This is a genomic window from Selenomonas ruminantium subsp. ruminantium ATCC 12561, assembly GCF_000424065.1.
Classification (GTDB): Bacteria; Bacillota; Negativicutes; order Selenomonadales; family Selenomonadaceae; genus Selenomonas_A; species Selenomonas_A ruminantium.
Map to the genome: position 1 here is coordinate 47,427 of NZ_AUJE01000028.1, position 10,995 is coordinate 58,421.

General features: G+C 47.6%; 13 protein-coding genes. 8 read left to right on the plus strand and 5 right to left on the minus strand.

The genetic code is table 11. The features are described 5' to 3' along the window. Positions 1-34: 34 nt before the first annotated feature. A complete protein-coding gene (locus tag G598_RS0110960; RefSeq protein ID WP_026767012.1) occupies positions 35-1,411 on the minus strand; it encodes a serine hydrolase domain-containing protein in 1,377 nt (458 codons plus the stop codon). Between the two features lie 207 nt (positions 1,412-1,618). Between G598_RS0110960 and G598_RS0110965 the strand changes: the two genes are divergently transcribed. From G598_RS0110965 to G598_RS0110995, 7 genes are all read left to right on the plus strand, one after another. After that, a complete protein-coding gene (locus G598_RS0110965; protein WP_026767013.1) occupies positions 1,619-2,059 on the plus strand; it encodes a hypothetical protein in 441 nt (146 codons plus the stop codon). 185 nt (positions 2,060-2,244) lie between these two features. Then, positions 2,245-2,430 carry a hypothetical protein gene (locus G598_RS0110970; RefSeq protein ID WP_026767014.1) on the plus strand — a complete coding sequence of 62 codons (186 nt, stop codon included), beginning with the start codon at positions 2,245-2,247 and terminating at the stop codon, positions 2,428-2,430. Between the two features lie 217 nt (positions 2,431-2,647). Continuing rightward, positions 2,648-3,079 carry an Rrf2 family transcriptional regulator gene (locus tag G598_RS0110975; protein ID WP_026767015.1) on the plus strand — a complete coding sequence of 144 codons (432 nt, stop codon included), beginning with the start codon at positions 2,648-2,650 and terminating at the stop codon, positions 3,077-3,079. Positions 3,080-3,083: 4 nt separating this feature from the next. Then, entirely contained in the window at positions 3,084-3,959 is an 876-nt protein-coding gene (locus G598_RS0110980; RefSeq protein WP_026767016.1) for a DUF5131 family protein, read from the plus strand. Between the two features lie 181 nt (positions 3,960-4,140). Next, positions 4,141-4,974 (plus strand): Mrp/NBP35 family ATP-binding protein, encoded by an 834-nt coding sequence (locus G598_RS0110985; RefSeq protein WP_026767017.1) that lies wholly within the window; start codon positions 4,141-4,143, stop codon positions 4,972-4,974. A gap of 64 nt (positions 4,975-5,038) precedes the next feature. Continuing rightward, complete coding sequence (locus G598_RS0110990) at positions 5,039-5,770, plus strand: DUF134 domain-containing protein (RefSeq protein ID WP_026767018.1); 732 nt, start codon at positions 5,039-5,041, stop codon at positions 5,768-5,770. A 77-nt stretch (positions 5,771-5,847) separates the two neighbouring features. Then, on the plus strand, positions 5,848-6,456 hold the full coding sequence (locus G598_RS0110995) for a DUF1847 domain-containing protein (RefSeq protein WP_245582802.1): 609 nt from the start codon (positions 5,848-5,850) through the stop codon (positions 6,454-6,456). 18 nt (positions 6,457-6,474) lie between these two features. Here the strand turns inward: G598_RS0110995 and G598_RS0111000 are convergent, their stop codons facing one another. Beyond that, positions 6,475-6,921 carry an ester cyclase gene (locus tag G598_RS0111000; RefSeq protein ID WP_071837972.1) on the minus strand — a complete coding sequence of 149 codons (447 nt, stop codon included), beginning with the start codon at positions 6,919-6,921 and terminating at the stop codon, positions 6,475-6,477. Between the two features lie 122 nt (positions 6,922-7,043). Between G598_RS0111000 and G598_RS17775 the strand changes: the two genes are divergently transcribed. Further along, positions 7,044-7,973 carry a LysR family transcriptional regulator gene (locus tag G598_RS17775; protein WP_051180234.1) on the plus strand — a complete coding sequence of 310 codons (930 nt, stop codon included), beginning with the start codon at positions 7,044-7,046 and terminating at the stop codon, positions 7,971-7,973. A 328-nt stretch (positions 7,974-8,301) separates the two neighbouring features. On the opposite strand, the gene G598_RS0111015 is transcribed toward G598_RS17775, so the two are convergent. The 3 genes from G598_RS0111015 to G598_RS19020 form a co-directional block, all read right to left on the minus strand. After that, on the minus strand, positions 8,302-8,508 hold the full coding sequence (locus G598_RS0111015; protein ID WP_026767021.1) for a hypothetical protein: 207 nt from the start codon (positions 8,506-8,508) through the stop codon (positions 8,302-8,304). Between the two features lie 161 nt (positions 8,509-8,669). Further along, positions 8,670-10,433, minus strand: coding sequence for an SEL1-like repeat protein (locus G598_RS17780; protein ID WP_051180237.1), 1,764 nt, complete (start codon positions 10,431-10,433; stop codon positions 8,670-8,672). 375 nt (positions 10,434-10,808) lie between these two features. Then, positions 10,809-10,995 (minus strand): zinc ribbon domain-containing protein (locus G598_RS19020; RefSeq protein ID WP_157833324.1); only part of this gene is annotated, 187 nt, incomplete at its 5' end.

A 10,995-nucleotide genomic window follows, 5' to 3' on the forward strand; every position in this document is an offset into this window, starting at 1 on the left:
TTTTGGAGGTCACCAAAGCAGGTATTCCCTTTTATCAGCGGACAAATACATTGCGGCAAATCGCATCGCCAAGGGTTTCTTCCCAGATGTAGTTGTTGCTGAATTTACCGGCGCTGCGTGCATCTTCGTCTTCTTCAACAGCTTCGCCGTTCATGATGTAGACATAGCCATCTTTGGTGTTCGGACGAATGGCCAGCATGGAGAGCAGACCGAAAGCTTCACCGGTGTGTCCTACCAGGTCGATTTCCGTATCTTTGCAGAAGCGGGCTGTGCTCTTGCCGTCCATCTGGTAAATGCCCAAACCATAGGAGAGAATCGTGCCGCCATAGGTGTTGCCGTTCTTGGCTTTGTCGTCATAAATCCATTCGCGGCCCAGCATGGTCTTAACCGAAGCCGGGGAGAGAATTTGTTTGCCTTTGTAAGTGCCATCGTTAAGCAGCATGGAAAGCGCATGAGAAAGTTCCTCACAGGAAATTCGCAGACCGCCTGCCGGGGAAAATACCGTAGCATTGGTGCCGGGAACATAATCCTTCAGGCTGTAGGTGTCCTGGAAGTTTTCGGCATAAGGGTTCTGCAGGGCAACGGTATCTTTGGCCGGCTGTCCCTGTGGATAGCCATCATGCGTAGCGCGCCATGGACCTTTTTCATTCCAGATGCCAGATGCGTCTTTTTTCTGATAAACTGCACCGAGTTTCGTAAATTCCTTCTTGCTGAAATTACTGGGCAGATAATCCGCTTTTATATCCAGCTGTTTTAAGATATGGTTCTTTTGATACTGGTCAAAGCGTTCGCCTGTAACTTTTTCGATGATGGTTCCTAAAAGGCCGTAATTCAGATTGCTGTAGGCAAAGTATTTGCCCGGTTCCTGGCCGGCAGGTGCAAAGTGCGCGCCATCTTCGTAGAACTTGCCGTCTTTGCGGAAGAATTCTTGCAGCCCCATCTGTGGTGGAATGCTGTAAATCTTGCCATCACGCAAAGAGGATTGGTGAGAAGCCAGCATTCTCACGGTAATGGGCGTATTCGGATAATTGGGGTTTCTGAGCGTGAAGCCCAAATATTGGCTCACATCGTCATCCAGGTTAAGTTTTCCCTGTTCGGCTAACTGCATAATCGTGAACACGGTAAACATCTTGGAGACGGAAGCTACGCGAAAACGACTTTCGCGGGTAAAGGGGTGATTTTTTTGTGGATTTTGGCTGTCGATAATCGATGAACCTTGAAAGCTGCTGTAAACTTCCTTGCCATCCTTAAAGGCGATTACTCCCAGCCCTGGAACTTTCGTGCCGGTATCCCCAACCATTTGGGCAAGCTCGTTGTCCAAATCGGCCTTGCTTTCCTTACTCATAGCCAGACAGCTGTTCATGAGCAGGCAAAAAATCGCCAGTACAATCGCGGTGATTCTTTTCTTCATCCCATTCAACTCCTTTTGCGATTTTCATGCAAATGGCCTTGTACCTTGACAATACCATAAAGGCGTTATTCGTTCTGAACAGCGCCTTTTCCTGCTATTCCCTGCAAATGACCGTGCTTATTTCGCAGGGAATAGCAGGAAAATATTAACGGATTAGCGAATTTTTTGATAATCAATTATATGGATTTTTTTTAGGGAGGTTTTGAAATGAAGAATAAAATTTTGACCGTGCTGGCAGGAATGATGACCATGACCGCAGCTGTCTGTTATGCTACGGTGCCAGTTGATAACATTGCCATTGCTGATGTTGCGCCTGGTTCCAGCGTTGAAGCTGCCAAGCAGAAGTTGGGCACACATAATCAAAGAGGTGACAAGTTATTCTTTACCAATGGCATTGTCATCGAAGTGGCTGAATACACTCCAGGCATTGTAGAAGAAATTGAAACGAAATCTGGTGGTGCTACTCCTGCTGGCATAAGTGTGGGCATGAAGGAATCAGTCATCACCCAGACCTATGGCAATCCCGATAAGTTGGAAAGGGATTCTGATGACACGGAATACACCTATTATAGTGCTGACTATACCAAGAAAATAGAATTCAAGGTCATCAGAGGCAAGATTGTCAAAATTAAATGCGAACTGCGTTGAAAAAAGGGAAAATCCTAAAATTGGTTGATTTGACGTTTCGACGTGTTTGATAATGTTGTGGGGAGGAAATAACATATATTATCATCAATATTCCGCGAGGGGATAATGCCGGTGGCTCATTTTGGGCCTTGTTGCGTGGCTTTATTGGAGGCCTTCTTTCGGTACCGGTCAGGCTCGTGAAAACTTTGGGGAATTTACTGAATCAGAAAACGGGAACGCTGGTCAAGAAAAAACAGACGCTTCCCAATGCCGCTTTGGTTACACCTATTCTGCCGCTGGCGGTTATTGCGCTGATTAACTTCACTGTGGGGCTGGGCAATCCCACCGAGGGAAAGGTTGACCCGGTGGCGGCGGCAGCGGCGGTGTCGTAGTACCCTATCTGGGTAAAAAAATGAATGTCCAGTGGAAGATAGTGAAAAATGCCCCCATCATTTCCACTATCGGCGTGGCTATGGCCATGGTGCGCGAAGCCTTATCTCCTTGATTTTCGTTGACCTTTTGGAAACGGTGTAATATAATATGTTACAATTATTATACATATGTCGATGTAATGTTAATAGATACAACGAATATTCAGGAGGATTTTTCATGCAGTTCTCGTTTCGTCTGCCGGTAGCAACGCACATCCTGCTTTGTATCGAGCGGTTCAAGGATGAGTACAAGACCACATCCACCTTTTTGGCCAGCAGTGTCAATGTGAATCCGGTCATTATCCGAAAAACACTCGGTCAGCTCAAAGCAGCCGGTTTGGTGGAAGTGGCAGCAGGTGTCGGTGGAGCAAAACTCACCAAAAGCCCGGAAGACATCACTTTGTGGGATGTCTTCCGGGCTGTGGAAGAGGATGAAGATTTATTCCATTTTCAGGAGAACCCCAATCCTAAATGCCCGGTGGGCAGAAATATCCATGGGGTACTTGGTGACAGACTGGAAGAGGTAAGGCAGCACATGCTGGCCGATTTCAAGAAAGTCACCCTTGCTGATTTACTGGAGTCAATCGCGACGAAAGAAGCGGCTGAGTGAGAAAATGCATGATATCTGGAATCCATGGCATGGCTGCAGGAAAATCAGTCCCGGCTGTGCCAATTGTTATATGTATACGCTGGATAAGCAAAGGGGAAAAGATGGTGCGAACATTTACCGGACAGAGAATTTTAACTATCCCCTGCAGAAAGACCGCTATGGCGGTTATAAGGTAAAAAGTGGCGAACTTATCCGAGTGTGCATGACTTCGGATTTTTTTCTGGAAGAGGCTGACAAATGGCGGGATGAGGCATGGGAAATCATGCGGCAGAGGTCGGATGTCATTTTCTACCTGCTCACCAAGCGGCCGGAACGGGTGGCTGCCTGTCTGCCTCAGGATTTTGGCAGCGGCTGGGAGAATATCTGGTTCAATGTTACCTGCGAGAATCAGAAAATGGCAAACAGACGACTGCCGCTGCTTAGGGATTTGCCGTTCAAGCACAAAGGCGTTATGTGTGCTCCACTGATTGGTGCCGTAAGCCTGAAGCCCTATCTGGAGGAGGGAATCATAGAGCAGGTTATCTGCGGTGGTGAGAACTACGAAGGGGCACGGCCCTGCAACTTTGATTGGGTCCTGGCTTTGCACAGAGAGTGTCAGGAAAATAATGTGTCTTTTTCCTTTATCGAAATCGGTTCGCATTTTATTAAGAATGGCAGGCATTATCGTTTGAGCAGCAAGCAGAAACAGGCGGAACAGGCCTTTAGGGCAAGTTTGAATTTTAAGGGCAAGCCGATGCATTTTGACCTGCGATATGCCATTGGGATTCTTGTAAGGTCAGCTGATTGCTATAGAGCTGTATATGACGGACCACATTGCCATGCCTGTGGCAGTCGCTTGATATGCAATGGATGCAGCCACTGCGGTAAGTGCGGAAGCTAATATAAGAAAGAGCCAGCTATACGAATCGACTTCTGCGTGAACGTATTTGTTGGTCAAAAAATTTCTTGTCATAGTGGAAATACAAATTCATCTGCCTGGTTTGTCATGGTTATTGACATATGTCTAAAAAGAACTATAATAGGAACTATAAATCTGTTTTATAGTTTAGGAGGCTGGAACAATGGCAGAAGAATGTAATCACGATTGTAGTTCCTGCGGAACCACCTGCGGTGATGACACCCGCAAACAAGATTTACACGAAAAGCCCCATGAACTCAGTAACATCCGTCATGTAGTCGCTGTAGTCAGCGGCAAGGGTGGTGTAGGCAAGTCTTTAGTAACAGGGCTCATGTCCGTAGCCATGGCTCGTAAAGGCTGCCATGTAGGTATTATGGATGCCGACATCACCGGGCCTTCTATTCCCAAGATGTTTGGGGTAGACGAAGAAATCCGGGGCAATCAGAATGGTGCTTATCCCGTATCCACGGCTGGCGGCATCGATATTGTCAGCATGAATCTGCTACTGGATAACAATACCGACCCGGTTGTTTGGCGTGGACCCATCATCAGCGGCGTGGTCAAGCAGTTCTGGCATGACTTCATCTGGAACGACATTGACTATATGTTCATCGATATGCCGCCGGGAACCGGTGATGTTCCTTTGACGGTGATGCAGTCCATCCAATTGGACGGCATCATCATCGTGACCAGCCCCCAGGAACTGGTTTCCATGATTGTGGAAAAGGCGGTGAAAATGGCCGCTGCCATGCATGTTCCCATCCTTGGTATCGTGGAGAACATGAGTTACTTTGAATGCCCCGATTGCGGCGGCAAGCACGAAATCTTCGGCCACAGCCATTTGGAAGAGATTGCCCAGCAGTACGGCCTTGACATCCTTGGCCGCATCCCCATGCAGCCCAAACTTGCCGCTGACTGTGATGCCGGGCAGATTGAAGCCACGGAAAATATCTATTTGCAAGATGCTGCCGAAAAGCTGCTGAAAATTGATGATTAAATTGACATATGTCAAAAATATGATAAAATATGATTAAGGCATATGTCAAAAATGGAGGTTGATGATGAGCAGGCCAACGAAAAAACGCCGGGTAAGTGCTCTTCCTCCCTGTACGCGTTTCATACCGCAGGAGGGGGAAGATGCTCCAGAGGTCAATATTTCTCTGGAGGAATATGAGTGCATCCGTCTCTTGGATTATGTAGGCATGACCCAGGAAGAATGTGCTCAGCAGATGGGGGTGGCCCGCACTACCGTGCAGGCTTTGTATCTGTCGGCTCGCAAACGTATGGCTGGTTGTCTGGTAGAAGGCCGGCCTCTGGTCATCAGCGGCGGGAATTTTGAACTCTGTCCTGCTTGTCATCACAGCCCTCATCCCGTTCGCTTATCGATGCAGAAAGGAAGTAACAGCCCGATGAAACTTGCAGTTACCTATGACAACGGCCAGATTTTCCAGCATTTCGGCCATACGGAAACCTTCAAAGTTTATACTATTGAAGATAACACGATTAAGGAATCCCATATTCTCTCCAGCAACGGTGTTGGTCACGGTGCTCTGGCCACCCTCCTGCAGGAGGAAGACATCAATACCCTGATTTGCGGTGGCATTGGCGGTGGTGCTCAGAATGCCCTGGCTCAGGCAGGTATTACCCTGTACGGCGGTGTTCAGGGTGATGCAGATGCAGCAGTAAATGATTTTCTGGCAGGAAAATTGGCTTACGACCCTGCTGTTCACTGCGACCATCATGGTCACGGCCATGGCGAAGGTCATGGCTGCGGCGGTCATGGTTGTCACTAATTATTTTCTATAAAAGACTTAAGGTGCTCGGCAAATTGCCTGGCACCTTTTTGCAAGTACTGATTTAGGAGGGCTTCATGATGAAAGCTGATTGTGCAAATTGCAAGACTCATGCCTGCTATACCAAGGGCGTAAACTGCACTGGCATAGACCGGGAAACGATTCTGGAGTCTTATAATGAGGAAGAACGCCGGATTATGAAAGCTGCCGCTTATGTGGAGGGAACCTTTTACAGCAATATCACCCGCCTGCAGGAAACGGCGGAATTTGCCAAGGCCATGGGCTACAAGAAGCTGGGCATGGCCTTTTGCATTGGCCTCAACGCCGAAGCACGTTATATTGCCCGCTACTATGAGCAACAGGGCTTTGAATTCTACAGTGTCTGTTGCAAGAATTGCAGCTTCAATAAAAAAGAGCTTGACCTGAAACAGGTCAAGCCAGAGCTTACGCACGAGGCCATGTGCAATCCAAAATTCCAAGCCAGGATTCTGGCAGAAAAAGGCACGGAACTTTTCATCTCCTGTGGCCTCTGTGTAGGCCACGATACCATCTTCAACGCCAGTTGTCCCGGTCCCGTTACCACTCTGGTGGTCAAGGACAGACTGCTGGCACATAATCCCTTGGGAGCCATCTATTCCCGTTACTGGAAAAAGAAGCTTGGAATTATGGATGAAGGGGAAGTGTAACGCCACGCTCAGTGGGGCTTATTGGAGTATGCCTGTCTGGATAAGGATTCCAAGAATGTCCGGATTGCCTATATCGGAGATAAATTTTCCCTCCTTTAATTCGTAGAAATTCATGCAGCGCACCTTAAAGGTTTTTCCTGTAGCAGGATGCCCCATAAATTCTCCATCATGGGTCCCGGTACAATTCCAGCAAACAGCAATCTTGTTTGGCTCGATTACACAGTCAGCGAGATGCCACTGGATGTCGGAAAAGGCTGAACGCATCATCTGGACGATGAAAAGATAACCTTTTGGACCTTTGAGTGGTTCCGGCTGTGTTGGTGCATAAAAGATAGCATCTTCAGCAATAAGTTCTGCTGCTAAAGATTCATCGGCGGTGTTAATCATCGTTTCAAATTTAGCGATAAGTTTGTGTTCATTAGACATTGAAAGCACTTCCTTTTTGTGATTTCTGCTTACAGGCATATCTTAACAGGTATAAATCACCTTGTGAAATGCGATTATCGCATTATTTATGCACAAATCGTATCAATATATGTTATCATAATCTTATCGGTAACATAATGAATTCGTGATGAGGTGATAGGATGAATACCCAGCAGCTTGAATGTTTTACTACCCTGGCCAAGACGTTGAACTACGCCAAAACCGCTGAACAGCTTTCCATGTCTCAGCCTGCCGTATCCCGGCAGATTCAAAGTCTGGAAACAGAACTGGGTGCCCAGCTTTTTAACCGTACCACCCGTTCCGTATCCTTGACGCAGGTGGGATTTCAGTTTCTGCCCGATGCCCAGCAGATGCTCGGACTCTACTACCATTCTATGGAATGGATTTCCACATTCCATAAGCACAAACGCACGGTGCTCCGCATTGGCTACGCCGACTCCCATGCCAACTGGTTTATCAGCAAGATTCTCGCCGAGGTGCTGGCAGATAATGAAAACATCGTGCCAGAACTTACCCTCGACCAGACCGATGCCAATCTGCACCGGCTCGCCACCAGCCAGCTGGACTTAGTGGTGGGCATCAAGGATGCCAAATTTACGGCCGAGGATATTGCCTTCCAAAAACTCCATGATGATGTCTTTATCTGTGTCATGCGGAAAAATCATCCTTTGGCCCTGGCATGCAAAAAGAGACGCCGTAAAAGCGTCTCCTCTGAAGATATTTGGCCTCATCGTCAGGTAATTGCCATTCCGCCCTATCTCCTAAAGCATGTATTTTCCCGGGGACATCACATTGTCCCCGTCAATGATGAGCTGGACAACATTCTCTGTGCTACCACCAGTGAAGCCTACAATCTGGCCCTGGCGGGGGCAGGCTTTGCCCTTATCCCCCAGCACCTGACCCTGCCTCACAAGGAACTTGCCTTTCTTCCCTGGTCAGAATCTCCCCATGCTCCCATGGGCATCTACTACCGCCAGCAGTCCAACATCGATAAAAATTCTGCCATCTACAAATTCATCTGCCTGGCCAAAGCGTGTGCTGCCACAGCTTTGCCATGCAGCAAGCAATAGGCAGATCGTATTTTGGCATAGGCTGCGCAGTTCCATGGTATAATAAAAGGAACTTAGGAAGTAGGAGTATAGATGGATATTATTGATTTTGCCAAGGTGCGGGAGGCAAGGCTGGCGAAAGCAGAACCCTGCACGTTTTTGGAAAGTTTTTTTATAGAGTATGGCTGAAATTCCTGTGCTGAATAATGACTTGTTTTGCGGATAAAAGTAGCTGTATCAGGTTTTTGACTTCACCCCAATTAGATGAAAAGTGGTGGCTTATTGCAGATAACTAATTTACCAAAACAAGAATCCCCCGCTTCTTAAAAAAGGGGGGATTCGTTGTTTTTTATACGCGCCCCCCCAACGGACCAGTCTTGAAGGGTGGGTCACAAGAATTCGGCGGAGGCATTAACGGGCCGGTTTTCTGTTCGTAAGGATAGGCAATCGGGCCAGTTCCCAATGGGCCAGTCTCTTTAACAGGACCTACGGCGTTGCCGCCTGCTACGCTGTTCAGCTCCTCGAATTTCATTTCTTTCTTATCCAGCACCATCATTTTAATCGCTCCTCTCTCTTGTTGTTTGTTGTTGTTTGCCTTTCTGACTATACATACGATTATGGTATTTTTTTATTACGCTGCACAGTAAATTTTTTTGTAATTTTCTTAGTTGGGATACCCCGCAGCTTTTGCTTTGTCGTACCACATATGTGCCGTATTCATATCCTTTGCCACGCCAAGCCGTTTTCATACATACGTCCTAGGGCAGCCATAGCCGGGGCGGCAATAATGTCGCCACGTTGCGCGGCTTGGCGGTACAATTCTACGGCTTTGTCGTAGTCCTGAGCAACACCTTTGCCCAGTTCGTATAATCTGCCCCAATAATATGTGCCCGTTATATCTCCACGGGAGAATGCCTTTTCGTACCATTTTGCAGCTTCTTTGGCATCGGGCTTCACGCCATAACCATTTTCATTGCAGATACCGATGTAGCGGGGAGCTTTCAGATGTCCCTTGGCATCGGCAGCGTAAAAGTTTTGCAAGGCTTTGGCGTAATCGCCTGCCTTATAGGCGGCCACCCCAGCATCCAGCATAGCTTTGGCGAGTATACTTTGCTGACTATGGGTTGTTTTACCCTTTCGCTGCTCAAACAGCCAGTCCCGTATAGCCTCGATGTCGTAGGCAAAAGACCAGGTATACATGTGGTTGCCGCCTGCAAAGACCGTGTAATTGATGGGAGCACCATTACCAGCCAGCTCTCTGGCTTGGGCATTTATTTCTGCCATAGGGGCATGGCTATTCCAAAACGCTTTGTTTCGTGCCACTTTGCTTCCCAGGGATTCCCAAAGAGATGTGGCTGCATTCATGCCGGGAAATGCCTTGGTATCGCCTTCGCATACCGTTATCCAGAGATTCTTATCCTTGATGGCTGCCATTTCTTCCACATTCCACTGGCAGGCCACAAGCCATTGAGCAGCGAACAAATCCGGATATTTGTCGCTGATGGCAATATTGGTCATGCCGCCTTGGGACTGGCCGGTGCCGTAGATGCGGTCTTTATCCACGCTATAGCGGTCAATCACATCAAACAATAAGTCAGATACCAGCGTCAGCCCCGGTGTCCAGACATTTTCGTCTGTGGTCAGCATCCCCAGCTGTTCTACCAAATCAGCGGTGTATTGGGGAGCCAGCACGATGCATTCGTGTTTTGCCTGTTCTGAAGCACTTGCCCAGACGGTAGCTCCGTTGCCCTGAAATAAAGGCGTGGTAACTGCATTGATATTGGCACTAGCATCAGCCACAAAGAACAGCAAGGGATATTTCTTATGGGCATCATAATCGGCGGGCAAGTACAGGTTGTAAGGGATGGTTGCTCCAACTGAGCTATCTGTAAAACTATACTGCTTAAATTTTGCAATATCCGGTTCCTGAGTAGCCGTGCTGGCTATAAATTCACTACTGGGATATTCTGTGCCGTCGAAAGCTCTTATGGAGTTGACCTGCTTCACTTCAAGTGTCAGGTCAGGCAATTTTCTGTTGGAACGGCGTGGAGCATCATTGCCGTTTTTGCCGTTATTATCCTGCCCAGTTTTTTTCACTCCCTGCCCTGGCTGTCCTAGAGGCTGGTCGCTGGCACTGTTTTGGTGAGCGAACTCTAAAATAATATAGCGGCCCAATCGGCTGGTGTTGGAAGTCTGTGGCTGATTGTTTACATAAACCTTAGCAATTTCTTTGCCCGTTGCCGAAAAATCAGCAACATTGACAGCATCTGGGTTGATATCTCGTGGATATTCCAAAATTGCTGCTGCTATTTTTTCCCCATCGCCATACACACTGGTGATGGCCGTGACCCTTTGCAGTCCTTGTTTGTCTGCCTGCTGGATAATCGCTTTTGTGGCTGCCTGAGCATCCAAAGGTGCATAAGCCATAAAACACCCTGCTCCGGCCAAGGCCATTGTTAATGCCTTTTGCCATTTTTTCATAATGAATCACCTCGACATGATTTACAGCAACAAAAAAATCGACGCTCCCTAAAAAGGGCAGAAAGCCACTGAGGCTCTCCACGTCGATTTTCTGCCGCCGAAGCGGCACGGCTCCTACACAGCCGTTTATGCTATTGAGCATACTATATCATATTTGTGGCATTAAGACAATGGTTCTTAGCCTTATAGATGAACAAACAGCCCGACCTTATCCAAAGTGTTGGAAAAGCCTATTAGCAATATCCTTTGACACTCCCCATGCCTAAAGGCAGGGGATTCTTGGTTCGCTGAACACTGCGGCCTAGCCGTAACCAGTTCGACTTACACGTTCTCCCCAAGCGTAAATTCCCGTGTGCCCCACGGTACTAATTTATATTAAGCAACCTGTTTTTGTTCAAGTGCCTTTCGCAGTATATTTATTGCTGCATTGGCATCTCGGTCATGATGTGAACCACATGCAGGGCAAGTCCAATCCCTGATACCAAGATTCTTAGTTTCCTTGTTCTGGTATCCGCATTTTGAACAGGTCTGGCTTGACGGGTAGAATGTATCTACCTTCAAG

Coding starts and splice junctions, on each gene's coding strand:
- G598_RS0110975 (WP_026767015.1), top strand. CDS start 2,648: ATGCAGTTCTCGTTTCGTCTGCCGGTAGCAACGCACATCCTGCTTTGT.
- G598_RS0110960 (WP_026767012.1), bottom strand. CDS start 1,411: ATGAAGAAAAGAATCACCGCGATTGTACTGGCGATTTTTTGCCTGCTC.
- G598_RS0111015 (WP_026767021.1), bottom strand. CDS start 8,508: ATGATGGTGCTGGATAAGAAAGAAATGAAATTCGAGGAGCTGAACAGC.
- G598_RS17775 (WP_051180234.1), top strand. CDS start 7,044: ATGAATACCCAGCAGCTTGAATGTTTTACTACCCTGGCCAAGACGTTG.
- G598_RS0111000 (WP_071837972.1), bottom strand. CDS start 6,921: ATGCCTGTAAGCAGAAATCACAAAAAGGAAGTGCTTTCAATGTCTAAT.
- G598_RS0110965 (WP_026767013.1), top strand. CDS start 1,619: ATGAAGAATAAAATTTTGACCGTGCTGGCAGGAATGATGACCATGACC.
- G598_RS17780 (WP_051180237.1), bottom strand. CDS start 10,433: ATGAAAAAATGGCAAAAGGCATTAACAATGGCCTTGGCCGGAGCAGGG.
- G598_RS0110990 (WP_026767018.1), top strand. CDS start 5,039: ATGAGCAGGCCAACGAAAAAACGCCGGGTAAGTGCTCTTCCTCCCTGT.
- G598_RS0110995 (WP_245582802.1), top strand. CDS start 5,848: ATGATGAAAGCTGATTGTGCAAATTGCAAGACTCATGCCTGCTATACC.
- G598_RS0110985 (WP_026767017.1), top strand. CDS start 4,141: ATGGCAGAAGAATGTAATCACGATTGTAGTTCCTGCGGAACCACCTGC.
- G598_RS0110980 (WP_026767016.1), top strand. CDS start 3,084: ATGCATGATATCTGGAATCCATGGCATGGCTGCAGGAAAATCAGTCCC.